21 protein-coding genes and 1 other RNA gene are annotated in these 24,832 nt (G+C 56.5%); 16 read left to right on the top strand and 6 right to left on the bottom strand.

From position 1 onward, the window contains the following. Nucleotides 1–35: 35 nt before the first annotated feature. On the bottom strand, nt 36–1,304 hold the full coding sequence (locus LJA86_RS13105) for an OprD family outer membrane porin (protein WP_229226283.1): 1,269 nt from the start codon (nt 1,302–1,304) through the stop codon (nt 36–38). A gap of 209 nt (nt 1,305–1,513) precedes the next feature. After that, nucleotides 1,514–2,272: a M48 family metallopeptidase gene (locus LJA86_RS13100; RefSeq protein ID WP_021242066.1), complete on the bottom strand. Its 759-nt coding sequence runs from the start codon at nt 2,270–2,272 to the stop codon at nt 1,514–1,516. A 272-nt stretch (nt 2,273–2,544) separates the two neighbouring features. Between LJA86_RS13100 and tkt the strand changes: the two genes are divergently transcribed. From tkt to LJA86_RS13065, 7 genes are all read left to right on the top strand, one after another. Continuing rightward, entirely contained in the window at nt 2,545–4,536 is a 1,992-nt protein-coding gene (gene tkt, locus LJA86_RS13095) for a transketolase (RefSeq protein WP_229226282.1), read from the top strand. A gap of 325 nt (nt 4,537–4,861) precedes the next feature. Next, the gene (gene epd, locus LJA86_RS13090) at nt 4,862–5,881 is read left to right on the top strand and encodes an erythrose-4-phosphate dehydrogenase (protein ID WP_045909922.1); all 1,020 of its coding nucleotides are present in this window, start codon (nt 4,862–4,864) and stop codon (nt 5,879–5,881) included. Nucleotides 5,882–5,930: 49 nt separating this feature from the next. After that, nucleotides 5,931–7,094 (top strand): phosphoglycerate kinase, encoded by a 1,164-nt coding sequence (pgk, locus tag LJA86_RS13085; protein ID WP_008499732.1) that lies wholly within the window; start codon nt 5,931–5,933, stop codon nt 7,092–7,094. Nucleotides 7,095–7,186: 92 nt separating this feature from the next. After that, nucleotides 7,187–8,266: a class II fructose-bisphosphate aldolase gene (fbaA, locus tag LJA86_RS13080; RefSeq protein ID WP_008499731.1), complete on the top strand. Its 1,080-nt coding sequence runs from the start codon at nt 7,187–7,189 to the stop codon at nt 8,264–8,266. A gap of 186 nt (nt 8,267–8,452) precedes the next feature. After that, nucleotides 8,453–9,307 (top strand): small-conductance mechanosensitive channel MscS, encoded by an 855-nt coding sequence (locus LJA86_RS13075; RefSeq protein WP_045909921.1) that lies wholly within the window; start codon nt 8,453–8,455, stop codon nt 9,305–9,307. 145 nt (nt 9,308–9,452) lie between these two features. Further along, a complete protein-coding gene (gene argO / locus LJA86_RS13070) occupies nt 9,453–10,088 on the top strand; it encodes an arginine exporter ArgO (protein WP_021242063.1) in 636 nt (211 codons plus the stop codon). 91 nt (nt 10,089–10,179) lie between these two features. Beyond that, nucleotides 10,180–10,911 carry an oxidative stress defense protein gene (locus LJA86_RS13065; RefSeq protein ID WP_008499728.1) on the top strand — a complete coding sequence of 244 codons (732 nt, stop codon included), beginning with the start codon at nt 10,180–10,182 and terminating at the stop codon, nt 10,909–10,911. Between the two features lie 43 nt (nt 10,912–10,954). On the opposite strand, the gene argP is transcribed toward LJA86_RS13065, so the two are convergent. Next, nucleotides 10,955–11,848 carry a DNA-binding transcriptional regulator ArgP gene (argP, locus tag LJA86_RS13060; RefSeq protein WP_008499727.1) on the bottom strand — a complete coding sequence of 298 codons (894 nt, stop codon included), beginning with the start codon at nt 11,846–11,848 and terminating at the stop codon, nt 10,955–10,957. Nucleotides 11,849–11,975: 127 nt separating this feature from the next. Between argP and rpiA the strand changes: the two genes are divergently transcribed. Both rpiA and serA read left to right on the top strand, forming a co-directional pair. Then, on the top strand, nt 11,976–12,635 hold the full coding sequence (gene rpiA, locus LJA86_RS13055; protein ID WP_014885151.1) for a ribose-5-phosphate isomerase RpiA: 660 nt from the start codon (nt 11,976–11,978) through the stop codon (nt 12,633–12,635). A gap of 266 nt (nt 12,636–12,901) precedes the next feature. Beyond that, nucleotides 12,902–14,134 (top strand): phosphoglycerate dehydrogenase, encoded by a 1,233-nt coding sequence (gene serA, locus LJA86_RS13050; RefSeq protein ID WP_021242062.1) that lies wholly within the window; start codon nt 12,902–12,904, stop codon nt 14,132–14,134. Nucleotides 14,135–14,236: 102 nt separating this feature from the next. Here serA and LJA86_RS13045 read toward each other — a convergent pair whose 3' ends face one another. The 3 genes from LJA86_RS13045 to zapA form a co-directional block, all read right to left on the bottom strand. After that, nucleotides 14,237–14,833 (bottom strand): 5-formyltetrahydrofolate cyclo-ligase, encoded by a 597-nt coding sequence (locus LJA86_RS13045; protein ID WP_045909920.1) that lies wholly within the window; start codon nt 14,831–14,833, stop codon nt 14,237–14,239. Nucleotides 14,834–14,857: 24 nt separating this feature from the next. Beyond that, nucleotides 14,858–15,041: non-coding RNA, 6S RNA (gene ssrS, locus LJA86_RS13040), on the bottom strand. Nucleotides 15,042–15,082: 41 nt separating this feature from the next. Further along, complete coding sequence (gene zapA / locus LJA86_RS13035) at nt 15,083–15,412, bottom strand: cell division protein ZapA (protein WP_006811891.1); 330 nt, start codon at nt 15,410–15,412, stop codon at nt 15,083–15,085. Nucleotides 15,413–15,580: 168 nt separating this feature from the next. On the opposite strand from zapA, the gene LJA86_RS13030 reads away from it, so the two are divergent. The 7 genes from LJA86_RS13030 (at nt 15,581) to gcvP (ending at nt 24,800) form a co-directional block, all read left to right on the top strand. Next, nucleotides 15,581–16,159 carry a YecA family protein gene (locus tag LJA86_RS13030; protein ID WP_024906571.1) on the top strand — a complete coding sequence of 193 codons (579 nt, stop codon included), beginning with the start codon at nt 15,581–15,583 and terminating at the stop codon, nt 16,157–16,159. Nucleotides 16,160–16,190: 31 nt separating this feature from the next. Then, nucleotides 16,191–17,504 carry a Xaa-Pro aminopeptidase gene (pepP, locus tag LJA86_RS13025; RefSeq protein ID WP_086374948.1) on the top strand — a complete coding sequence of 438 codons (1,314 nt, stop codon included), beginning with the start codon at nt 16,191–16,193 and terminating at the stop codon, nt 17,502–17,504. After that, nucleotides 17,501–18,679 carry a 2-octaprenyl-6-methoxyphenyl hydroxylase gene (gene ubiH / locus LJA86_RS13020; RefSeq protein WP_045909918.1) on the top strand — a complete coding sequence of 393 codons (1,179 nt, stop codon included), beginning with the start codon at nt 17,501–17,503 and terminating at the stop codon, nt 18,677–18,679. Before pepP ends, ubiH begins: the two co-directional genes overlap by 4 nt. A gap of 12 nt (nt 18,680–18,691) precedes the next feature. After that, complete coding sequence (ubiI, locus tag LJA86_RS13015; protein WP_045909917.1) at nt 18,692–19,894, top strand: FAD-dependent 2-octaprenylphenol hydroxylase; 1,203 nt, start codon at nt 18,692–18,694, stop codon at nt 19,892–19,894. Nucleotides 19,895–20,291: 397 nt separating this feature from the next. Beyond that, entirely contained in the window at nt 20,292–21,386 is a 1,095-nt protein-coding gene (gene gcvT, locus LJA86_RS13010) for a glycine cleavage system aminomethyltransferase GcvT (protein ID WP_045910150.1), read from the top strand. Nucleotides 21,387–21,409: 23 nt separating this feature from the next. Further along, nucleotides 21,410–21,799 (top strand): glycine cleavage system protein GcvH, encoded by a 390-nt coding sequence (gcvH, locus tag LJA86_RS13005; protein WP_008499718.1) that lies wholly within the window; start codon nt 21,410–21,412, stop codon nt 21,797–21,799. A gap of 127 nt (nt 21,800–21,926) precedes the next feature. Further along, a complete protein-coding gene (gene gcvP, locus LJA86_RS13000) occupies nt 21,927–24,800 on the top strand; it encodes an aminomethyl-transferring glycine dehydrogenase (protein WP_048029111.1) in 2,874 nt (957 codons plus the stop codon). Nucleotides 24,801–24,832 lie beyond the last annotated feature (32 nt).

Genomic DNA, 24,832 nt, shown 5'->3' with positions numbered 1-24,832 from the left:
AAAAAACCTCTCCCTGGAGAGGTTTTTTATTGCCTTTAGAACACGTTAAACGGGTATTCCACGTAAGCGCGGATCTCGTCCCCGCCTACGTTATAGTCGCTGGCGTTGCTGGAGACGCGCAGCACGGAATAGCGCAGTTTCAGTTTCAGATCCTTCGCCGGGCCATCCTGCACCTGGTACTGGATCTGGTTAAACCACTCGTGCTCTTTGCCGTTGCTGGTTTCCGCGGTTTTGATGTTGTCCCCGCGCACGTAGGCGGTGGTCCAGCTCAGACCCGGCAGGCCAAGGCCGCCAAAGTCCAGACCGTAGGATGCCTGCCAGGAACGTTCATCTTCGCCGTTAAAATCAGACCAGTAGGAGTTTGCCAGCCAGATGGTGTTACCGCCATCACCCACGCCGCCCTGGTCGCGGTAGCCGCCGTAGTTGTAGCCGGTGCTGCCGCTGCTATGCTGGTACGCCACTTTGAACGTGTGAATATCCCAGATGTAGCTCGCCGCCAGGCTCCAGATAGCGTTGCTGCGGCCCGTATCGAGGCTGTTCGCGTAACTCTGATCGAGACGGGAGTTATAGCCGTTGAAGTCGAGCACCAGCTGCTGCCCGGTGCTGAACGGCTGTTTGAAGTTCAGGCCCAGATACTGCTTGTTCATCACCTCTTCATTGTGAGAGGCGTAAAACGCGCCGCTGAACTGATCGTTGAACTGGTAGCTCGCGCCGCCGAAGGAGAGGCTCTTCAGCCCGCTGTCGTGGCGGTCGTCACTTTTACGCTGCTCGTCGGTGAAATAACCGGCGTTGATTTCCAGACCGTCGATCTCTTTTGAGGTCAGCATAGCGCCGGTGTAGCTTTCAAAGAGCAGGCGAGAGCTGTCGGCATTGACGATGGGCAGCTCAGGACGCTGATTCCCGTAGCTCAGCACGGTATTCGATATGCGCATTTTGGCGGTTGCGCCAAACTTTGCCAGATCGGATTTTGCCCGGCCGTCGTCTTCCTGCTTAAAGAAGTCGATGCCGCCTGCGCCGCTCTTGCCGCGACCGCCGTCCAGGCGCACGCCGTATTGAGCAATACCGTCCACACCAAAGCCCACCAGCCCTTCGGTATAGCCGGATGCAAACGTGGCGATGATCCCCTGACCCCATTCGGCTTTGTCCTGCTGGCCCTGATGATAATCACGGCTGATATACGCATTGCGTAAAAACAGGTCCAGATGGCTGTCGTCAATAAAACCCTGGCTGTCGGATTGCTGGCTTGCAGCGGCAGGTAATGCGGAAAATAAACTTAAAGCAATTAATGATAATTCTTTTTTCACGGAGGGAACGTCTCTGTCTGGATATATTAATTGAATAACTGCAGGGGTGATAATTACCGGAAAAAGTGACCTTTGCAATAATTATGTGACCAGACATTTCAATGTGACAGGGCAGGTTTGGCGGGGCTTTCAGAGGTGTTATCGATACGTGCTGTTAAGTTAACAATTCATGCGAAATAAAAAGGAGGCAAAACTGCCTCCTTCTGAAATTATTTAATTCCGTCTGCGGCCATACGGTCGCGAATATGCTGTGCGCGCTCTTCTGAGGCAGGGTGATCGTCAAACATTGAGCTTTGACGTCCTGCTTCCAGTTTGGCCAGTTTTTCAAAGCTGGTGGCTAAACCGGATGGATTAATGCCGCGTTTGCGCAACAGATCGTAGGAGTAGTCATCCGCTTCGGACTCCTGACGCTGGGAGAACTGGGAGTTCACCAGTTTTTCACCCACGTCGCCAAGCTGTGACTGGGACAGGCTGCCAACGATACCGCCTGCTGAGGCCGCCGCTGCGCGGATGGCATTGGTGCCTAAGGCAACCTGCATCCCTTTCTTCACGTGGCCCAGCGCAACGTGGCCCATTTCATGGCCGATGACCGCTTCCACTTCGTTGTCGGTCATCATATCCATCAGGCCGCTGTAAACGCGGATACAGCCGTTCGCCATCGCGAAGGCGTTGACGTCTTTCGCCATGTAAACCTTGTAGTTCACCGGCTGACCGTTGATGTTATCGCCCAGCGCGGAAGCAATCTTATTCAGACGCTGCGTGTAGGTACTGTTAGCCGGCGCAAGCGTCGCTTTTCCGTCCATATCTTTACAGGCCTGGTCGCTCAGCGCTTTTACCTGCGCATCGCTCAGGGAATAGGCCTGAAAGGCCTCTGCGCCTGAGGTCATCAGGCCGTTAGAATCCATATTCTGACAGCCGCTCAGCAGGAGCGTTGTACCCAGGGCCAGCACTATTGCACGCATTTTCATGAGGTTGCTTCCGTACTCGTTAATCTGAATAAAATCCGAAAAGTGCACCGTCAGCGAAGCCGGTGTCGCGCTAAGTATAAGGAATATCTACAGGGCCGGGCGAGCAGATTGCGCAACATGCGAGCATGATCCAGAGATTTCTTAAGCTGCAAAAGAATGGTCCATGTACATGGCATGCCGCTTGGGTTACATTGTTGGCACTTTTTTCCGGCGTAGCCCAAAACGCGCTGTCGTCAAGGGCATGGCCTTTAACAGTCCGATCTGGAGTTAAAATGTCCTCACGTAAAGAGCTTGCTAATGCTATTCGTGCGCTGAGCATGGACGCAGTACAGAAAGCCAAATCCGGCCACCCAGGGGCCCCTATGGGTATGGCTGATATCGCCGAAGTCCTGTGGCGCGATTTCCTGAACCACAACCCGCAGAACCCGTCATGGGCTGACCGCGACCGTTTCGTACTGTCTAACGGCCACGGCTCTATGCTGATCTATAGCCTGCTGCACCTCACCGGCTACGATCTGCCTATCGAAGAGCTGAAAAACTTCCGTCAGCTGCACTCCAAAACTCCAGGTCACCCGGAAGTGGGCTACACCGCTGGCGTAGAAACCACCACCGGCCCGCTGGGTCAGGGTATTGCTAACGCTGTGGGTATGGCGATCGCTGAGAAGACCCTGGCGGCGCAGTTCAACCGTCCTGGCCACGACATCGTTGACCACTTCACCTACGCGTTCATGGGCGACGGCTGCATGATGGAAGGCATTTCTCACGAAGTGTGCTCCCTGGCAGGTACCCTGAAGCTGGGTAAACTGGTTGCGTTCTATGACGACAACGGTATCTCCATCGACGGTCACGTTGAAGGCTGGTTCACTGACGACACCGCTGCACGTTTCGAAGCCTACGGCTGGCACGTTGTGCGTGGCGTTGATGGCCACGATGCTGACTCGATTAAACGTGCAGTAGAAGAAGCGCGCGCTGTGACGGACAAACCGTCCCTGCTGATGTGCAAAACCATCATCGGCTTCGGTTCTCCGAACAAAGCGGGTACGCACGACTCCCACGGCGCGCCGCTGGGCGACGCGGAAATCGCACTGACCCGCGAAGCGCTGGGCTGGAAATACCCTGCATTCGAAATCCCATCTGAGATCTATGCTCAGTGGGATGCAAAAGAAGTAGGCCAGGCGAAAGAAGCGGCGTGGAACGAGAAGTTCGCGGCTTACGCGAAAGCCTTCCCACAGGAAGCGGCTGAATTCACCCGTCGTATGAAAGGTGACATGCCGTCTGACTTCGACGCGAAAGCGAACGAGTTCATCGCTAAGCTGCAGGCGAACCCGTCTAAAATCGCGAGCCGTAAAGCGTCTCAGAATGCCATTGAAGCGTTTGGTCCTCTGCTGCCGGAATTCCTCGGCGGCTCCGCTGACCTGGCGCCATCTAACCTGACCCTGTGGTCCGGTTCTAAGCCAATCAACGAAGACACTGCCGGTAACTACATCCATTACGGTGTACGTGAATTCGGTATGACTGCGATTGCCAACGGTATCTCCCTGCACGGTGGTTTCCTGCCGTACACCTCTACCTTCCTGATGTTCGTCGAATATGCGCGTAACGCCGTGCGTATGGCGGCGCTGATGAAACAGCGTCAGGTGATGGTTTACACCCACGACTCCATCGGTCTGGGCGAAGACGGTCCAACTCACCAGCCGGTAGAGCAGGTGGCTTCTCTGCGCGTGACCCCGAACATGAGCACATGGCGTCCGTGTGACCAGGTTGAATCCGCGGTAGCGTGGAAATACGGCGTTGAGCGTCAGGACGGTCCTACCGCGCTGATCCTCTCCCGTCAGAACCTGGCACAGCAGGAGCGTACGCCAGAGCAGCTGGCGAACATCGCTCGCGGTGGTTACGTTCTGAAAGATTGCGCGGGCCAGCCAGAGCTGATCTTCATCGCTACCGGTTCTGAAGTTGAACTGGCTGTTGCCGCATGGGAAAAACTGACTGCCGAAGACGTGAAGGCGCGCGTGGTCTCCATGCCGTCTACCGACGCGTTCGATAAGCAGGATGCCGCTTACCGTGAATCCGTACTGCCTAAAGCGGTTTCCGCTCGCGTGGCAGTGGAAGCGGGTATCGCTGACTACTGGTTCAAATACGTGGGCCTGAACGGCGCTATCGTCGGCATGACCACCTTCGGTGAGTCTGCGCCGGCAGAGCAACTGTTCGAAGAGTTCGGCTTCACCGTTGAGAACGTTGTCGCGAAAGCGAAAGAACTGCTGTAATCGCCGTTTTGCCCGGTGGCGCTACGCTTACCGGGTCTACAAATGGCTCGAAAGTAGGCCGGGTAAGCGCTAGCGCGCCACCCGGCTTTTTTTGCGTCATTATTCCACCGAAAATGTGACGCAAGTCATATAGCTCGCTTATTCATCTGGACAGACATTCCTTTTATTCCCCGATTCGCTTATTCTTGCTGAAGCGTTTCAGTCGATTAAATGTTCGACAATTGACCAATCAATCGCAGTTTGTGACAGCAAGGATTCCCCTTCGGGCGTAGCTGGATTACTCTTTCAGCCACCTCACACTCAGGGATTGCTTTGCAGGAGATCTATGACCGTACGCGTAGCGATTAATGGCTTCGGTCGCATCGGGCGTAATGTGGTTCGTGCTTTGTATGAATCCGGACGTCGGGCGGAAATAACCGTGGTGGCAATCAATGAACTGGCGGATGCTGCGGGCATGGCGCATTTATTGAAGTATGACACCAGCCACGGACGCTTTGCCTGGGATGTGCGTCAGGAAAGAGATCAGCTTTTTGTGGGTGATGACGCGATTCGTGTGCTGCATGAGAACAGCATCTCCGGGCTACCCTGGCGTGAACTGGGTGTGGATGTCGTACTTGACTGTACCGGTGTGTATGGCAATCGCGAACATGGCGAAGCGCATCTGACAGCCGGCGCGAAAAAAGTTCTGTTTTCTCATCCCGGCAGTAACGACCTCGACGCGACCGTCGTGTTTGGCGTCAACCAGCATGAGCTGCAGGCCGAACACCGCATTGTTTCCAACGCCTCCTGTACCACCAACTGCATTATTCCGGTCATCAAATTGTTAGACGATGCGTATGGCATTGAGTCCGGCACCGTGACCACGATTCACTCCGCCATGCACGATCAGCAGGTCATTGACGCTTACCACCCGGATTTACGGCGCACGCGTGCAGCGAGCCAGTCAATCATTCCGGTGGATACGAAACTGGCGGCAGGGATCACCCGAATTTTTCCGCAGTTCAATGACCGTTTTGAAGCGATTGCCGTGCGTGTCCCAACGATCAACGTCACCGCAATCGACCTTAGCGTAACGGTGAAAAAACCGGTAAAAGCCTGTGAAGTCAACCTGTTGCTGCAAAAAGCGGCACAGGGGGCATTTCATGGTATAGTTGACTATACGGAATTACCGTTGGTCTCAGTAGATTTTAACCACGACCCGCACAGCGCCATCGTCGATGGCACGCAAACGAGGGTCAGTGGCGCACACCTTATCAAGACGCTGGTCTGGTGTGATAACGAATGGGGCTTTGCTAACCGAATGCTCGACACCACGTTAGCAATGGCTGCTCAAGGTTTCAGGTAAGACGCATCGTGCGTCTGCAAAACTTTAAGAATCAACGAGAGGATTCACCATGTCTGTAATTAAGATGACCGATCTGGATCTGGCTGGTAAACGCGTTTTCATCCGTGCCGATCTGAACGTACCGGTTAAAGATGGCAAAGTGACCAGCGACGCGCGTATCCGTGCATCTCTGCCAACCATCGAGCTGGCTCTGAAGCAGGGCGCGAAAGTGATGGTCACCTCCCACCTGGGTCGTCCAACTGAAGGCGAGTACAACGAAGAGTTCTCTCTGCTGCCAGTGGTTAATTACCTGAAAGACAAACTGTCCAACCCGGTTCGCCTGGTGAAAGATTACCTGGATGGCGTTGACGTAGCAGCCGGTGAACTGGTTGTTCTGGAAAACGTTCGCTTCAACAAAGGCGAGAAGAAAGACGATGAAACCCTTTCCAAAAAATACGCTGCACTGTGCGACGTGTTCGTGATGGATGCCTTCGGTACGGCGCACCGTGCTCAGGCGTCTACCCACGGTATCGGTAAATTCGCAGACGTTGCGTGTGCCGGTCCTCTGCTGGCTGACGAACTGGAAGCGCTGGGTAAAGCACTGAAAGAACCTGCTCGTCCAATGGTGGCTATCGTTGGTGGTTCTAAAGTTTCTACCAAACTGACCGTTCTGGATTCCCTGTCTAAAATCGCTGACCAGCTGATCGTTGGCGGTGGTATCGCGAACACCTTCGTTGCCGCTCAGGGCCACAACGTGGGTAAATCCCTGTACGAAGCAGACCTGGTTGACGAAGCCAAACGCCTGCTGGGTACTTGTGATATCCCGGTTCCAACTGACGTTCGCGTCGCGACCGAGTTCTCCGAAACCGCAACCGCGACTCTGAAGTCTGTAAACGACATCAAAGACGAAGAGCAGATTCTGGATCTGGGCGACGTTTCTGCACAGAAACTGGCTGAAATCCTCAAAAACGCAAAAACTATCCTGTGGAACGGTCCGGTTGGCGTGTTCGAATTCCCGAACTTCCGCAAAGGGACTGAAATCGTTGCTAACGCTATCGCAGACAGCGAAGCGTTCTCTATCGCAGGCGGTGGTGACACCCTGGCAGCAATCGACCTGTTCGGTATCGCTGACAAGATCTCCTACATCTCCACTGGTGGCGGCGCATTCCTCGAATTCGTGGAAGGCAAAGTACTGCCAGCAGTAGCAATGCTCGAAGAGCGCGCTAAGAAGTAAGCCATTCAAGGGCAGGGAAACCTGCCCAATTTTCAGCGCGCTTTTAAGAGCTCGCACCTTTTCTAACGGCCGAAGATACAGGACTAAGCAACATGTCTAAAATTTTTGATTTCGTAAAACCTGGCGTTATCACTGGTGATGACGTACAGAAAGTGTTCCAGGTAGCTAAAGAAAACAACTTCGCTCTGCCAGCAGTTAACTGCGTGGGTACCGACTCCATCAACGCCGTACTGGAAACCGCTGCAAAAGTTAAAGCACCGGTTATCGTTCAGTTCTCCAACGGTGGCGCTGCGTTCATCGCAGGTAAAGGCGTGAAAACTGACATTCCTCAGGGTGCTGCAATCCTGGGCGCTATCTCTGGTGCGCACCACGTTCACCAGATGGCTGAGCACTACGGTGTTCCAGTTATCCTGCACACTGACCACTGCGCGAAGAAACTGCTGCCGTGGATCGACGGTCTGCTGGACGCGGGTGAAAAACACTTCGCGGCAACCGGTAAGCCACTGTTCTCTTCTCACATGATCGACCTGTCTGAAGAGTCACTGCACGAAAACATCGAAATCTGCTCTAAGTACCTGGCGCGCATGGCCAAAATGGACATGACCCTGGAAATCGAACTGGGTTGCACCGGCGGTGAAGAAGACGGCGTGGACAACAGCCACATGGACGCTTCTGCACTGTACACTCAGCCAGAAGACGTTGATTACGCTTACACCGAGCTGAGCAAAATCAGCCCACGCTTCACCATCGCAGCGTCCTTCGGTAACGTACACGGCGTTTACAAACCAGGCAACGTGGTTCTGACCCCAACCATCCTGCGTGATTCTCAGGAATACGTTTCCAAGAAACACAACCTGCCGCACAACAGCCTGAACTTCGTCTTCCACGGCGGTTCCGGTTCTTCTGCTCAGGAAATCAAAGACTCCGTAAGCTACGGCGTTGTGAAAATGAACATCGATACCGACACCCAGTGGGCAACCTGGGACGGTATCCTGCAGTACTACAAAGCGAACGAAGCTTACCTGCAGGGCCAGCTGGGCAACCCGAAAGGCGAAGACCAGCCGAACAAGAAATACTACGATCCACGCGTATGGCTGCGCGCAGCGCAGACGTCCATGGTGACCCGTCTGGAGCAGGCTTTCAAAGAACTGAACGCGATCGACGTTCTGTAATTTGTGCTGCTAGCAGCATCAGAAGGCCCGCAAATGCGGGCCTTTTTTTATGCTTTTTCAATACCCTGTCAGACCTGCTTTTGTGATCTGTTTGGCAAAACCGGTGCTTTTTGTTTACCCTTTACAGACCTGCCTGTCTCCATGGGGGATGGATTTTGTGTTTTGGTTTAACAAAAGGAAGAATAAATGGAACAACTCGATGTTGTAGACAGCATCAATAACGCCGGTAACTGGCTGGTGCGCAACCAGGCCCTGCTGCTGAGCTATGCCGTGAACATCGTCGCGGCGATAGCCATCATCATCGTCGGGATGATCGTGGCGCGTATTGTCTCGAATACGGTTAACCGCGTGATGCTGGCCCGTCACATTGACGCCACGGTGGCTGACTTCCTCTCCGCACTGGTGCGTTACGGCATTATCGCCTTTACGCTGATTGCGGCGCTGGGCCGTGTTGGAGTGCAAACCGCCTCTGTCATCGCCGTTCTCGGTGCCGCCGGTCTGGCTATTGGTCTGGCGCTGCAGGGCTCGCTTTCAAACCTGGCGGCAGGCGTTCTGCTGGTGACCTTCCGTCCGTTCCGCTCCGGCGAGTACGTTGACCTTGGCGGCATTGCCGGAACCGTGCTGCAGGTACAAATTTTCTCAACGACCATGCGCACCGTCGATGGCCGCATCGTGGTCGTGCCGAACGGGAAAATTATCGCAGGCAACATCATCAACTTCTCCCGTGAGCCGGTGCGTCGTAACGAACTGATTATCAGCGTGGCATACGACTCCGACATCGATCAGGTGAAGTCGCTGATTACCAACATCATTGCTTCAGACGAGCGTATCCTGAAAGACAAAGAGCAGACGGTTCGCCTGAATGAACTCGGCGCTTCCTCCATTAACTTTGTGGTGCGTATCTGGAGCAAAAGCAGCGATCTGCAAAACGTGTACTGGGACGTGCTGGAACGCATTAAGCGCGACTTCGACGCCAACGGCATCAGCTTCCCGTACCCGCAGATGGACGTAAACGTCAAAAAAGTCAAAGAAGCAGAATAACGTCACCCGTAGGCCCGGTAAGCGCTAGCGCCACCGGGCTTTACTTTCATAAGCTCCGCTAATACCCAATTAATATTATCCATTTCCTCTTATGTAATTCGCGCAGTATAGTCGGCTTCCAGAACAACACTGCGAGAAAAACGTCATGCTATCTTATTATTTTCAAGGGCTTGCCTTAGGTGCAGCCATGATCCTTCCGCTAGGACCGCAAAATGCGTTCGTGATGAACCAAGGCATCCGCCGCCAGTACCATCTGATGATTGCCCTGCTGTGCGCGGTAAGCGATTTGCTGCTGATCTGTGCCGGGATTTTTGGCGGCAGCGCGCTGCTGATGCAGTCTCCGTGGCTGCTGGCGCTGGTCACCTGGGGCGGCGTGGCGTTTCTGCTCTGGTACGGATTCGGCGCGCTGAAAACGGCGATGAGCAGCAACCTCGAACTGGCGAGCGCGGAGGTCATGAAGCAGGGCCGCTGGAAGATTATCGTCACTATGCTGGCGGTGACCTGGCTAAACCCTCATGTCTATCTCGACACCTTCGTCGTGCTGGGCAGCCTGGGCGGTCAACTGGACGTTGAACCGAAACGCTGGTTTGCGCTCGGCACGGTCAGCGCCTCTTTCCTGTGGTTCTTCGGTCTCGCCATTCTGGCGGCATGGCTGGCGCCCCGCCTGCGTACGGCCAAAGCCCAGCGCATCATTAATACCCTTGTGGGGCTGGTGATGTGGTTTATTGCCTTTCAGCTGGCGAAAGAGGGGATTCATCATGTCCAGGAATTGTTCAACTAATCCTTGTCTTATGGACAACTGAACAAGACCCGCTAAGCTTGCTGGCATGCGCCCTGTTAATGGGCACTCTTCGCAACATGGAGGAATGACAGTGAAGTTTAAAGTGATGGCCCTGGCGGCATTAGTAAGTTTCGGTGCGGTGTCGGTGCAGGCAAGCGAATTGCCGGATGGCCCGCACATCGTCACGTCAGGCACCGCAAGCGTGGACGCGGTACCCGATGTTGCAACCCTGGCAATTGAGGTGAATGTGGCGGCGAAAGATGCGGCGACGGCCAAGAAGCAGGCTGACGATCGCGTTGCGCAATACCTCTCTTTCCTCGAGCAGAACGGTGTCGGTAAAAAAGATATCAACTCTGCGAACCTGCGTACTCAACCCGATTACGACTACCAGAATGGCAAAAGCATCCTGAAAGGCTACCGTGCCGTGCGTACCGTTGAAGTGACCGTGCGTCAGCTGGATAAGCTTAACTCGCTGCTGGACGGTGCGCTGAAGGCGGGCCTGAACGAGATCCGTTCCGTGTCGCTGGGCGTTGCGCAACCGGAGAAATACAAAGACGAAGCGCGTAAAGCGGCGATTGATGATGCCATTCACCAGGCGGAACAGCTGGCTTCTGGCTTTAAGAGCAAGCTCGGTCCGGTTTACAGCGTGCGTTACCACGTCTCTAACTACCAGCCAAGCCCGATGGTTCGTATGATGAAGGCTGATGCAGCCCCGGTGTCCGCTCAGGAAACTTACGAGCAGCCAACCATTCAGTTCGACGATCAGGTGGATGTGGTGTTCCAGCTGGAACCCGTTGCAGCACAGCCGAAACCGGCTCAGTAATCTGTAGGCCGGGTAAGGCGTAGCCGCCACCCGGCTTTTCTTTTTAATCCTGTCTCAATACTTTATGCCCGTACGCCAGCAGCGCGTCGGTGACGTTGCGCATCATCCGGCTTTCCGGCGCAAAACGGTGCCAGTAGAGCATCCGGCGCTGATACAGCCCCGGCGTCAGGTCAATCAGCTCACCGCTTTTCAACTCTTTTTCAATCTGCAGGTGCGGGATCATGCAGCAGGTCGTGCCCTGGCGCGCAAGCTGCACGAAGGCTTCAGACGAGTTAACGATATGGCACGGCACGCTGCCCGGCGGCAGATCGAAGTTTTGCTGCAGGAACGCCTGATGCATATCGTCCAGATGGTCGAACGCCACGGCAGGGGCTTTCAGCAGCGCAGCGCGGGTGACGCCGTTCGGGAAGTAGCGCTCTGCAAAGGCTTTTGAACCCACAAACAGGTAATCCAGGGCGCCTAACTGATCGACAAGACAGCTTGGCAGCGCCTGAGGCTGAATACTGACCGCCCCAACTACCTCACCGCGACGCAGGCGCTCCTGAGTACGGGTTTCGTCTTCGACCTGCAAATTCAGACGGATAGGGGAGTCCGCGAGGACCGGCGCCAGGGCCGGCAGCAGCCAGGTTGCCAGACTGTCGGCGTTGACCGCCAGAGAGAGCAGCAGCGGCGTAGAGCCCGTTTGCTCGTCACCTAGCCACTCGTCTTCCAGCAGTTCAACCTGGCGCAGCAGGGCGAGGAGCTTTTGTCCTTGCTCGGTTGGACGTGGCGGTACGGTACGTACCAGCAGCGGCTGGCCGAACATATTTTCAAGCTGTTTGATACGCTGAGAGACGGCGGACTGCGTGATGCAAAGCTTTTGCGCCGCGCGCTCAAAACCTCGTTCACGAATAACTGCATCAAGTGCCTGTAGTGTTCTGTAGTCCGGACGTTTCATTGCTCTGGCTGGCTCCTTAATTTTGCTTATTCTGCACTATGACACAATTTTCCCTTTGTGGCAGACGAATTCCATTCGACGTGTTCTATAATGCGCCCTGAGTTTTCACACCACAGGCAAAACGATCATGACGCAGGATGAACTGAAAAAAGCAGTAGGATGGGCCGCTCTCCAGTACGTACAGCCGGGTACCATTGTCGGTGTCGGTACGGGATCAACCGCGGCACACTTTATCGATGCGCTGGGCACGATGAAGGGGCAGATCGAGGGCGCGGTTTCCAGCTCTGATGCTTCCACGGAAAAGCTGAAAAGCCTCGGCATTACCGTTTTCGATCTCAACGAAGTGGATCGTCTGGGGATTTACGTTGATGGTGCGGATGAAATCAACGGCCACATGCAGATGATCAAAGGCGGCGGCGCGGCGCTGACGCGTGAAAAAATCATCGCTTCCGTTGCGGACAAGTTTATCTGCATCGCCGACGCCTCCAAGCAGGTGGACATTCTGGGGAATTTCCCGCTGCCGGTTGAAGTGATCCCGATGGCCCGCAGCGCGGTTGCCCGTCAGCTGGTGAAGCTGGGCGGTCGCCCGGAATATCGTCAGGGCGTAGTGACCGACAACGGTAACGTGATCCTCGACGTTCACGGTCTGGAAATTCTCGACGCGATTGCGCTGGAAAATGCCATCAACGCCATTCCTGGCGTCGTGACCGTAGGGCTATTCGCCAACCGTGGCGCGGATGTGGCGCTGATCGGCACCGCTGACGGTGTGAAAACCATCGTAAAATGATCTGACGGGGGGAGTCCTCCCCCCGCTAAAAAATTTTTGATACGCTAAATTCGGTGACTTGTGTCACGTTTTTATGCCTCTTTTGCCGATCCTTCCGCATTTGTAAATTTCCATAGCATTTTCCTCTGCCATTTTGCGCTGTATGACTTTCCTTCAGTGTGCCGACGCAAACGTTCATATTGCTGCAATAGTTTTTTTTGATATGTTGGCTACAGCGGATTTATATCCAGCACAACATCAGTTCAGACAAAAACAGGGTCGGGTAAATGGCAAAGGTATCACTGGAGAAAGACAAGATTAAATTCCTGCTGGTCGAGGGCGTGCATCAAAAAGCAATCGATAGCCTTCGTGCGGCAGGTTACACCAACATCGAATTTCACAAAGGCGCGCTCGATACCGAAGAGCTGAAAGCGTCCATCCGTGATGCCCACTTCATTGGCCTGCGATCCCGTACTCACCTGACTGAAGATGTGATTGCCGCGGCGGAAAAGCTGGTGGCTATCGGCTGCTTCTGCATCGGTACCAACCAGGTTGACCTGAATGCTGCCGCGAAACGCGGTATTCCTGTCTTCAACGCCCCGTTCTCCAACACCCGTTCCGTGGCGGAGCTGGTGATTGGCGAACTGCTGCTGCTTCTGCGCGGCATTCCGGAGGCTAACGCCAAAGCACACCGCGGCGTCTGGAACAAACTGGCTGCGGGTTCCTACGAAGCCCGTGGAAAAAAACTGGGTATCATCGGCTATGGCCACATCGGTACCCAGCTGGGGATTCTGGCGGAATCTCTCGGTATGCATGTCTATTTTTACGATATCGAAAGCAAGCTGCCGCTGGGCAATGCCACCCAGGTTCAACACCTGTCTGACCTGCTGAACATGAGTGACGTGGTGAGTCTGCACGTGCCGGAAAATGCGTCCACCAAAAACATGATGGGTGCAGAAGAGCTGGCGTTGATGAAGCCGGGTTCACTGCTGATTAACGCCGCGCGTGGCACGGTTGTCGATATCCCTGCGCTGTGCGATGCGCTGAAGCGTAAGCATCTGGCGGGCGCCGCCATCGACGTTTTCCCGACGGAGCCTGCGACCAACAGCGATCCGTTTACCTCTCCGCTGTGCGAGTTCGACAACGTGATCCTGACGCCACACATCGGCGGTTCAACCCAGGAAGCGCAGGAGAATATCGGTCTGGAAGTGGCGGGTAAGCTGAGTAAATACTCCGACAACGGTTCTACGCTTTCTGCGGTGAACTTCCCGGAAGTGTCGCTGCCGCTGCACGGCGGTCGTCGTCTGCTGCACATCCACGAAAACCGTCCAGGCGTGCTGACCGCGATTAACCAGATCTTTGCCGAGCAGGGCGTTAACATTGCCGCGCAGTATCTGCAGACCAACTCGCAGATGGGCTATGTGGTTATTGATATCGAAGCGGATGACGATGTGGCCGAGAAAGCGCTGCTGAGCATGAAGGCCATTCCGGGGACGATTCGCGCGCGTCTGCTGTACTGATGGTGCGGTCTGTGGTGTCGGGTGGCGCTTACGCTTACCCGACCTACAATGTTCGAGGATTTATGTAGGCCGGGTAAGGCGTAGCCGCCACCCGGCTTTATTCTACCAGGTCCAGGTTTTACTGGGCGTCACCACCGCCGGTAACGGCACATCCCATTTTTCTACCGGCAACGCCTTCACGCCCTGGCAATCATGCGCGTAGCCCACCGGCTGCAACCCATACTGCTGCCAGTTTTGCAGCGTCCGGTCGTAAAAACCACCGCCCATTCCCAGGCGCTGTCCTTGCTCATCAAACGCGACCAGCGGCGTAATCAGTACATCCAGCTGTGACAGCGGGAGCACGTCGCGCACGTCGAGTTTCGGTTCGGTGATTTTCAGACGATTCACCACCAGCTCGCTGTGCGGGTGATAGTGCAAAAACAGCAGATTGCCTTCACTGAACGGGTGCAGCACCGGTAGGTATACCTTCTTCCCGGCGCGCCAGAGCTGCTCTATCAGCGGTTGGGTGTCCAGCTCGCCGTCAAACGACAGAAACAGGGCAACCGTGCGCGCCATCACGACAGGGGGATACGCCATCATACGGGCGGCGGCCTGCTGGGCAAAATGCGCTTGCTGAACGGGGGTTAACGCACGACGGCGTTGACGAATGAGCTGACGAATGTCCTGGCGTGAAGCCGAAACTTCAGGGAATTGAGTCATGGTAGTCGGTAGAAGAAAAGAGAGGGAATCTCCGAGATGCCGCCGCAGGCTGTAACCCTTGAACCCTTGGTTCAAGGTGAATGTGTCGTCATAGTTTTAAGGCTTCTCGGACGGACCGAGCATGCTCACCAACCATGGAGCGCCACATTCTTGTGGTATGAAATATCGGCTCAGGGGACTGGCCCGCTTGCGAACATCTCAGAGAAATTTTGTCTTCACAGTTACTCTACCATAGTCAACTGAGAAGTGTTATTCAAACTTGGGTCCCGGTCTTTCGGGATTGCGACCTTGATCAAGCAATGCCTGTTCTATGGTCTGCTGGAGCATTTTAATGCGCTGCTCCATGCTTGCCGCGTAGTCGCGGGTCTTCGCTTTTTCCTGAGTCAGTTCATAGCTGATGTTCAACGCGGCGATGAAAACCAGCTGCTCAGTATTTGTGACTCTAGTGCGTTCTTTTAGATCTTGCAACCGCTGATTCAAATCGTCCGCAGCCTGATTCAAAGCATCCCTTTGTTCAGGCGGACAATTCACTCGCAGTGAACGGCCAAAAATCTGGAGATCGACGGGTTGTGCAGACATGCCACCTTCCTGCTGATTGACTGCGCTGCCTTCGCCTGATGCCCCGGGGGCTGCGAAGGGGCGACACTATAGCTACCCTGATGTGAAGATACAAGCCCTTTTCTGGTATCACCAGGGTCCAAAGTGGTAGCATATCATGAAACTTCCCCCCAATGATGACGAATGCGCATGTCTATACAGAACGAAATGCCTGGTTACAAGGATTTAAACCAGTTACTGAACCAGCAGGGAGTCGGTTTAACCCCTGCCGAAATGCACGGTCTGATCAGTGGCATGCTGTGCGGCGGAAACAGCGACAGCTCATGGCAGCCGCTGATCCACGACCTCACGAATGAAGGGCTGGCGTTTGGTCACGAGCTGGCGGAAGCGCTGCGTAAAATGCATGCCGCCATCAGTGATTCGCTGGAAGACGATGGCTTCCTTTTTCAGCTTTATCTGCCTGAAGGCGACGACGTCAGCGTGTTCGATCGCGCCGATGCGCTGGCGGGGTGGGTAAATCACTATCTGCTGGGTCTGGGCGTCACGCAGCCTAAACTGGATAAAGTCACCGGTGAAGCGGGTGAAGCGATCGACGATCTGCGCAACATCGCCCAGCTTGGCTACGATGAAGACGAAGACCAGGAAGAGCTGGAAATGTCTCTCGAAGAGATCATCGAGTATGTGCGCGTGGCGGCACTGCTGTGCCACGACAACTTTACGCGCTCACAGCCGACTGCGCCGGAAGTCCGCAAGCCAACCTTACATTAAGAAAAATAACGCACAGGAGGGTGTCATGGTTATCTCGAGTCAAGAGTATTCGCGCCGCCGTCAGGCGCTGCTGGCAAAAATGCAGCCGGGCAGCGCCGCGCTGATTTTTGCCGCGCCCGAAGTGACGCGTAGCGCCGACAGCGAATATCCCTATCGCCAGAGCAGCGACTTCTGGTACTTCACCGGTTTTAACGAGCCGGAAGCGGTACTGGTGTTGATTAAGAGTGATGACACCCACAACCACAGCGTGATTTTTAACCGCGTGCGCGATCTGACGGCCGAAATCTGGTTTGGTCGCCGCTTAGGGCAAGAGGCCGCACCGGAAAAGCTGGGCGTTGACCGTGCGCTGGCGTTTAGCGAAATCAACCAGCAGCTGTACCAGCTGCTTAACGGCCTCGACGTGCTCTATCACGCGCAGGGCGAATATGCTTACGCCGATGAGATTGTCTTCACCGCGCTGGATAAGCTGCGCAAAGGCTCGCGGCAGAACCTGTCCGCACCGGCCACGCTGACGGACTGGCGTCCGGTGGTGCATGAGATGCGCCTGTTCAAGTCTGAAGAAGAGCTGAACGTGATGCGCCGCGCGGGCGAAATCAGCGCGCTGGCGCACACCCGCGCGATGGAGAAATGCCGTCCCGGGATGTTCGAATACCAGCTGGAAGGCGAAATTCACCACGAATTTAACCGCCACGGCGCGCGCTATCCCTCCTACAACACCATTGTTGGCGGCGGGGAAAACGGCTGCATTCTGCACTACACCGAAAACGAAAGCGCGCTGCGCGACGGCGATCTGGTGCTGATTGATGCCGGTTGCGAATATCAGGGCTATGCGGGGGACATCACCCGGACCTTCCCGGTGAACGGTAAATTCTCGCCGGCACAGCGCGCGATTTACGACATTGTTCTCGAATCCCTTGAGACGGCGCTCAGGCTGTATCGTCCGGGTACCTCCATCCAGGAAGTGACCGGTGAAGTGGTGCGCATCATGATTACCGGTCTGGTCAGGCTCGGTATCCTGAAAGGGGACGTAGATACCCTGATTGCTGAAAATGCGCATCGACCGTACTTTATGCACGGCCTGAGCCACTGGCTGGGGCTGGACGTGCATGACGTTGGCGCCTACGGCACCGACCGTTCGCGCGTGCTGGAGCCGGGCATGGTGTTAACCGTGGAGCCGGGTCTGTATATCGCGCCGGATGCCGACGTGCCTGAAGCGTACCGCGGGATTGGTATTCGTATTGAAGATGACATCGTGATTACCGAGACCGGTAACGAAAACCTGACCGCCAGCGTCGTGAAAAACGCTGACGATATCGAGGCGCTGATGGCAGCGGCGCGCGCATGAGCGTGATTATCGTTGGCGGCGGCATGACCGGGGCCACGCTGGCGCTGGCCATTTCGCATTTGACGCAGGGGCAGCTTCCGGTGCACCTGGTGGAAGCCGTTGCGCCAGAGGAGTCCAACCACCCCGGTTTTGATGCCCGCGCCATCGCGCTGGCGCAGGGCACCTGCCAGCAGCTTTCCCGCATTGGGATCTGGCAGGCGATTGCCGACCGTGCTACGGCGATCGGGACCGTTCACGTCAGCGATCGCGGCCATGCGGGCTTTGTCACGCTGGACGCGCAGGATTACCGGATTGATGCCCTGGGTCAGGTTGTTGAGCTACACGACGTCGGATTGCGTCTGTTCCGCCTGCTCCAGGACGCGCCGGGCGTCACGCTGCATTGCCCCGCGCGCGTGGCCAGCGTGAGCCGAAGTGAAGCGTCGGTCAGCGTGACGCTGGAAAACGGCTCTGTTCTTGAAGGCCAGCTTCTGGTCGCTGCGGACGGTTCGCGCTCGTCGCTCGGCACCCAGTGCGGCGTGGAGTGGCGCCAGCAGCCTTACGGCCAGGTGGCGGTCATTGCGAACGTCGCTACCGCAGCTGACCACAACGGCAGGGCGTTTGAGCGCTTTACGCAGCATGGCCCACTGGCGATGCTGCCGATGTCGGACGGGCGCTGTTCCCTGGTCTGGTGCCATCCGCAGGATAAGGCTGAAGAGGTGAAGGACTGGTCCGACGAACGTTTTTGTACCGAGCTGCAGAAAGCCTTTGGCTGGCGGCTGGGGCGTATTACCCATGCCGGCAAGCGGACGGTCTATCCGCTTTCGCTGACCACGGCATCTCAGTCCATCTCCCATCGTCTGGCGCTTGTCGGTAACGCCGCGCAAACGCTGCATCCCATCGCGGGGCAAGGCTTTAACCTTGGCTTACGCGACGTCATGAGCCTGGCCGAATCACTGGCGCAGGCATGGGGCGAGCAAAAAGACTGCGGGGCGTATTCGGTGCTGAGTCATTACCAGAAGCGCCGTCAGGCCGATAAAGAGGCCACCATTGGTGTGACCGATGGCCTGGTCCATCTTTTTGCCAATCGCTGGGCACCGCTGGTTGCGGGCCGCAATCTCGGGCTGATGGCGATGGAACTATTCATTCCGGCACGTGACGTGCTGGCGCAGCGGACCCTGGGTTGGGTTGCGCGTTAAGGAGTTATCACCGTGCAAAATGTTGATGTCGCCATCGTTGGCGGCGGAATGGTCGGACTGGCATTGGCCTGTGGATTACAGGGCAGCGGCCTGCGTGTGGCGGTACTGGAGCAAAAACAGCCCCAGCCCGTTGCCCCGGATGCGCCGCCGGAACTCCGCGTCTCGGCCATTAATGCGGCCAGCGAAAAGCTTCTGACGCACCTTGGCGTCTGGTCAGATATTGTGGCGAACCGCGCCAGTTGCTATCACGGCATGGAGGTGTGGGATAAAGACAGCTTTGGTCATATTGCTTTTGATGATGAAAGCATGGGCTATAGCCATCTGGGCCACATCGTTGAAAACGCGGTGATCCACCACGCGCTGTGGCAAAAAGCACAGCAGTGCAGCGACGTGACGCTGATTGCGCCTGCGCAGATCCAGCAGGTGGCGTGGGGCGAAAACGAGGCGTTTATCACCCTGCAGAGCGGCGACATGCTGACCGCGCGCCTGGTGGTCGGTGCTGACGGTGCCAACTCCTGGCTGCGTAATAAAGCCGATATCCCGCTGACCTTCTGGGACTATCGTCATCACGCTCTGGTCGCGACGATCCGCACCGAAGAGCCGCACGGCGGCTTGGCGCGCCAGATTTTCCACAACGACGGCATACTGGCGTTCCTGCCGCTTGCCGATCCGCACCTGTGCTCGATTGTCTGGTCCCTGGTGCCGGACAAAGCCCGGCAGATGCATGAGGCGACGCCGGAGGCCTTTAACCAGGCGCTGTGCGTGGCCTTTGATAACCGCCTTGGCCTGTGCACGCTTGAAAGCGAGCGTCAGGTGTTCCCGTTAACCGGCCGCTACGCGCGTCAGTTTGCGGCGCACCGTCTGGCGCTGGTGGGGGATGCGGCACATACCATTCATCCGCTGGCCGGGCAGGGCGTTAACCTTGGCTTTATGGACGCGGCGGAGCTGGTCGAGGAGCTGCGTCGCCTGCATCGCGAAGGAAAAGACATCGGCCAGCATCTCTATCTGCGTCGCTACGAGCGCAGCCGCAAGCACAGTGCGGCGATGATGCTGGCGGGGATGCAGGGCTTCCGCGAGCTGTTTGCCGGGGCAAATCCGGCGAAAAAACTGCTGCGCGATATCGGTCTTAAACTGGCCGATACGCTTCCTGGCGTCAAACCTCAACTTCTCCGTCAGGCGATGGGTCTTAACGATCTCCCTGACTGGCTGCGCTAACTTAGATCCCCGTCACACTTTATTTTCCCGGCCTCTGCGCCGGGGAAATCCCCTCGTTTGAAATATTCTAATTTCACGTCATTTTTCGCATTAGATAATCTAATGTCGCGTTTTTCGCGTTACGGAAATTCGGCCCGATTTTCCGCACGAAATATCACCATGTGCTAAATCCTGTTAGATCATTGTTAATTTTGTGCGGGGTTAATCGCATTTTTCCAGTGAATAACTCTGTAGGCTTTTTAGCGTTTTTTGGTCATAAGCTAATGTGATGACCCATTTTGCCTTATGGTTAACCGCCGGTTTCGGTGGTAAGTTCAGGTAAAAGAGAACGTTTGCGTCGGTGCCCGAACGCGGGGCCGATACCGGGTTTCACGGTGAATTTTTCAACGAGGACAAGATGGCTCAACAGACTCCTTTGTACGAACAACACGTGTTATGCGGCGCCCGCATGGTGGACTTCCATGGCTGGATGATGCCGCTGCACTACGGCTCGCAGATTGATGAGCACCACGCGGTGCGCACCGATGCCGGTATGTTCGACGTGTCCCACATGACAATTGTCGATCTGCGCGGTAGCCGCACCCGGGAGTTTTTGCGTTATCTGCTGGCAAACGACGTCGCCAAACTGAAGACGCCGGGTAAAGCGCTCTATACCGGTATGCTGAATGCCTCGGGCGGCGTGATTGATGACCTTATCGTCTATTACTTCACTGAAGATTTCTTCCGCCTCGTTGTAAACTCCGCCACCCGCGAAAAAGACCTCTCCTGGATCACCCAACACGCCGAACCTTATGCCATCGACATCACCGTCCGTGACGATCTGTCGCTGATCGCCGTGCAGGGACCAAACGCGCAGGCGAAAGCCGCCTCTCTGTTTAACGACGAGCAGCGCAACGCCACCGCTGGCATGAAGCCGTTCTTTGGCGTGCAGGCGGGCGATCTGTTTATTGCCACCACCGGCTACACCGGTGAAGCGGGCTACGAAATTGCGATGCCAAACGAGAAGGCCGCTGATTTCTGGCGTGCGCTGGTGGAAGCGGGCGTGAAGCCTGCGGGTCTGGGCGCGCGCGATACGCTGCGTCTGGAAGCAGGCATGAACCTCTACGGTCAGGAGATGGATGAAGGTGTCTCTCCGCTGGCCGCCAACATGGGCTGGACCATCGCGTGGGAACCGGCTGACCGTGACTTTATTGGCCGTGAAGCGCTGGAGATGCAGCGCGAGAAGGGCACTGAACAACTGGTGGGCCTGGTGATGACCGAGAAGGGCGTGCTGCGCGGCGAACTGCCGGTGCGCTTTACCGATGCTGACGGCAATCCTCGCGAAGGCGTGATCACCAGCGGAACCTTCTCACCGACGCTGGGCTACAGTATTGCACTGGCACGCGTGCCGGCGGGGATTGGCGAAACGGCGGTGGTGCAAATCCGCAACCGCGAAATGCCGGTCAACGTGACCAAACCGATTTTTGTTCGCGCCGGTAAGCCGGTCGCCTAATCATTTTTATCAGGAGAACTTCAATGAGCAATGTGCCAGCAGAACTGAAATACAGCAAAGAACACGAGTGGCTGCGCAAAGAGGCGGACGGCACTTACACCGTAGGGATCACCGAGCACGCGCAAGAGCTGCTGGGCGACATGGTGTTTGTTGACCTGCCTGACGTGGGCACGACCGTGAGCGCGGGCGACGACTGCGCCGTGGCGGAGTCCGTAAAAGCAGCATCCGATATCTACGCGCCGGTAAGCGGTGAAATTGTTGCCGTCAACGACGCGCTGAGCGATTCGCCAGAACTGGTCAACAGCGAGCCTTATGAAGGCGGCTGGATCTTCAAGATCAAAGCCAGCGACGAATCCCAGGTTGCCGCGCTGCTGGATGCGACCGCATACGAAGCACTACTGGAAGACGAATAACGTTGTGCCGGATGGCGCTGCGCTTATCCGGCCTGGAGATCAACGTAGGCCCGGTACGCGTTAGCGCCACCGGGCAACAGCGTTACAGATAACTACGATTCACTGCACGTTTCAGGAACCATCGCTCATGACACAGACTTTAAGCCAGCTTGAAAACCGTGGCGCCTTCATCGAACGTCACATTGGGCCGGATGCTCAGCAACAGCAGGAGATGCTAAAGACAGTTGGCGCGGATTCATTAAACGCACTGATCGGCCAGATTGTGCCAAAAGACATCCAGCTTGCCACGCCGCCTCAGGTGGGGGAAGCCACTACGGAATTCGCCGCGCTGGCGGAGCTGAAGGCCATCGCCGGCCTGAACAAGCGCTATAAGTCTTACATTGGCATGGGCTACACCAACGTGCAGTTACCGCCGGTGATCCTGCGCAACATGCTGGAAAACCCGGGCTGGTACACCGCCTATACGCCGTATCAGCCAGAAGTCTCCCAGGGCCGTCTGGAAGCGCTGCTGAACTTCCAGCAGGTGACGCTGGACCTGACCGGCATGGATATCGCCTCCGCTTCTCTGCTGGATGAAGCGACAGCTGCCGCCGAAGCGATGGCGATGGCTAAGCGCGTGAGCAAGCTGAAAAACGCTAACCGCTTCTTCGTGGCGGCGGACGTGCATCCTCAGACGCTGGACGTCGTGCGCACCCGTGCGGAAACCTTCGGCTTTGACGTGATTGTCGACGACGCTGACAAAGTGCTGGATCATCAGGATGTCTTTGGCGTGCTGCTGCAGCAGGTGGGCACCACCGGTGAAGTTCACGACTACGGCGCGCTGATTGCCGAGCTGAAATCCCGCAAGGTGGTTGTGAGCGTTGCCGCCGATTTTATGGCGCTGGTGCTGCTGACGGCGCCGGGCAAACAGGGCGCGGATATCGTATTCGGCTCAGCACAGCGCTTCGGCGTACCGATGGGCTACGGCGGCCCGCACGCGGCGTTCTTCGGCGCGAAAGATGAATTCAAACGTTCCATGCCTGGCCGTATTATCGGCGTCTCCAAAGATGCTGCCGGTAATACCGCGCTGCGCATGGCGATGCAGACCCGCGAGCAGCATATCCGCCGCGAGAAAGCGAACTCCAACATCTGTACCTCACAGGTGCTGCTGGCTAACATCGCCAGCCTGTACGCCGTGTTCCACGGCCCGGCTGGTCTGAAACGCATTGCCAGCCGCATTCACCGCCTGGCCGATATCCTGGCCTGCGGCCTGCAGCAAAAAGGTCTTAAGCTGCGCCATGCCCACTACTTCGACACCCTGTGCGTGGACGTGGCGGACAAGGCCGCCGTGCTGGCCCGCGCGGACGCGGCAAAGATCAACCTGCGCAGCGACATCCACAACGCCGTCGGCATTACGCTGGATGAAAGCACCACCCGCGACGATATCCTGAACCTGTTCAGCGTGCTGCTGGGTGACGCGCACGGTCTGGACATTGATGCGCTCGACAAAGAAGTTGCGCTCGACAGCCGCTCCATTCAGGACAGCATGCTGCGTAACGACGCCATCCTGACGCACCCCGTCTTTAATCGCTACCACAGCGAAACCGAGATGATGCGTTACATGCACTCTCTGGAGCGCAAGGATCTGGCGCTGAACCAGGCGATGATCCCGCTGGGATCCTGCACCATGAAGCTGAATGCCGCGGCAGAGATGATCCCGATCACCTGGCCTGAATTCTCCGAGCTGCACCCGTTCTGCCCGCCGGAGCAGGCGGAAGGTTATCACGTGATGATCAACCAGCTTTCCGACTGGCTGGTGAAGCTGACCGGCTACGACGCGCTCTGCATGCAGCCGAACTCCGGCGCGCAGGGTGAATATGCGGGCCTGCTGGCAATCCGTCACTATCACGAAAGCCGTAACGAAGGCCATCGCGATATCTGCCTGATCCCAAGCTCCGCCCACGGCACCAACCCGGCCTCTGCCCAGATGGCGGGCATGGAAGTGGTGGTTGTGGCGTGCGATAAAAACGGCAACATCGACCTGGCTGACCTGCGCGCGAAAGCCGAGCAGGCGGGCGACAGACTCTCCTGCATCATGGTGACCTATCCATCCACCCACGGCGTGTACGAAGAGACCATCCGTGAAGTGTGCGACGTGGTGCACCAGTTCGGCGGTCAGGTATACCTCGACGGCGCAAACATGAACGCGCAGGTAGGCATTACCTCGCCGGGCTTTATCGGCGCGGACGTATCGCACCTCAACCTGCACAAAACCTTCTGTATTCCGCACGGCGGTGGCGGCCCGGGCATGGGACCTATCGGCGTGAAAGCGCACCTGGCGCCGTTTGTGCCGGGCCACAGCGTGGTTCAGATTGAAGGCATGCTGACCCGTCAGGGCGCGGTTTCTGCGGCACCGTTCGGTAGCGCCTCTATCCTGCCAATCAGCTGGATGTATATCCGCATGATGGGCGCGGAAGGGCTGAAGCAGGCGAGCCAGGTGGCCATTCTGAACGCCAACTACATTGCGACGCGCCTGAAGTCTGCCTTCCCGGTGCTCTATACCGGCCGCGACGGTCGCGTGGCGCACGAGTGCATCCTTGATATTCGTCCGCTGAAAGAGCAGACCGGCATTAGCGAGCTGGATATTGCCAAGCGTCTGATCGACTACGGTTTCCACGCGCCTACCATGTCGTTCCCGGTTGCGGGCACGCTGATGGTGGAGCCAACGGAGTCGGAAAGCAAAGCCGAACTGGACCGCTTTATCGACGCGATGCTGGCCATCCGCATGGAGATCGACCGCGTACAGGACGGTGAGTGGACGCTGGAAGATAACCCGCTGGTTAACGCCCCGCACACCCAGCACGAGATGGTGGCGGAGTGGAACCACGGTTATTCCCGCGAGCTGGCGGTCTTCCCGGCAGGTGTGGCGAACAAGTACTGGCCGACCGTGAAGCGTCTCGATGACGTCTACGGCGACCGTAACCTGTTCTGCTCCTGCGTACCGATGAGCGAATACCAGTAACATTGCTGCTGTAGTAACGTAGGCCGGGTAAG

The sequence above is a fragment of the Enterobacter sp. TCD1-1 genome, assembly GCF_020567405.1.
GTDB lineage: Bacteria > Pseudomonadota > Gammaproteobacteria > Enterobacterales > Enterobacteriaceae > Enterobacter > Enterobacter quasiroggenkampii.
Note: the sequence above shows the minus strand (reverse complement) of the source record. Positions and strands in the feature narration are given on the sequence as shown.

What these genes read in the sequence shown, in the direction of transcription:
- serA (WP_021242062.1), top strand. Translation starts at nt 12,902, where the DNA reads ATGGCAAAGGTATCACTGGAGAAAGACAAGATTAAATTCCTGCTGGTC.
- zapA (WP_006811891.1), bottom strand. Translation starts at nt 15,412, where the DNA reads ATGTCTGCACAACCCGTCGATCTCCAGATTTTTGGCCGTTCACTGCGA.
- rpiA (WP_014885151.1), top strand. Translation starts at nt 11,976, where the DNA reads ATGACGCAGGATGAACTGAAAAAAGCAGTAGGATGGGCCGCTCTCCAG.
- argO (WP_021242063.1), top strand. Translation starts at nt 9,453, where the DNA reads ATGCTATCTTATTATTTTCAAGGGCTTGCCTTAGGTGCAGCCATGATC.
- gcvT (WP_045910150.1), top strand. Translation starts at nt 20,292, where the DNA reads ATGGCTCAACAGACTCCTTTGTACGAACAACACGTGTTATGCGGCGCC.
- ubiH (WP_045909918.1), top strand. Translation starts at nt 17,501, where the DNA reads ATGAGCGTGATTATCGTTGGCGGCGGCATGACCGGGGCCACGCTGGCG.
- gcvP (WP_048029111.1), top strand. Translation starts at nt 21,927, where the DNA reads ATGACACAGACTTTAAGCCAGCTTGAAAACCGTGGCGCCTTCATCGAA.
- LJA86_RS13075 (WP_045909921.1), top strand. Translation starts at nt 8,453, where the DNA reads ATGGAACAACTCGATGTTGTAGACAGCATCAATAACGCCGGTAACTGG.
- LJA86_RS13100 (WP_021242066.1), bottom strand. Translation starts at nt 2,272, where the DNA reads ATGAAAATGCGTGCAATAGTGCTGGCCCTGGGTACAACGCTCCTGCTG.
- fbaA (WP_008499731.1), top strand. Translation starts at nt 7,187, where the DNA reads ATGTCTAAAATTTTTGATTTCGTAAAACCTGGCGTTATCACTGGTGAT.
- pgk (WP_008499732.1), top strand. Translation starts at nt 5,931, where the DNA reads ATGTCTGTAATTAAGATGACCGATCTGGATCTGGCTGGTAAACGCGTT.
- LJA86_RS13030 (WP_024906571.1), top strand. Translation starts at nt 15,581, where the DNA reads ATGTCTATACAGAACGAAATGCCTGGTTACAAGGATTTAAACCAGTTA.
- argP (WP_008499727.1), bottom strand. Translation starts at nt 11,848, where the DNA reads ATGAAACGTCCGGACTACAGAACACTACAGGCACTTGATGCAGTTATT.
- tkt (WP_229226282.1), top strand. Translation starts at nt 2,545, where the DNA reads ATGTCCTCACGTAAAGAGCTTGCTAATGCTATTCGTGCGCTGAGCATG.
- LJA86_RS13045 (WP_045909920.1), bottom strand. Translation starts at nt 14,833, where the DNA reads ATGACTCAATTCCCTGAAGTTTCGGCTTCACGCCAGGACATTCGTCAG.
- gcvH (WP_008499718.1), top strand. Translation starts at nt 21,410, where the DNA reads ATGAGCAATGTGCCAGCAGAACTGAAATACAGCAAAGAACACGAGTGG.
- epd (WP_045909922.1), top strand. Translation starts at nt 4,862, where the DNA reads ATGACCGTACGCGTAGCGATTAATGGCTTCGGTCGCATCGGGCGTAAT.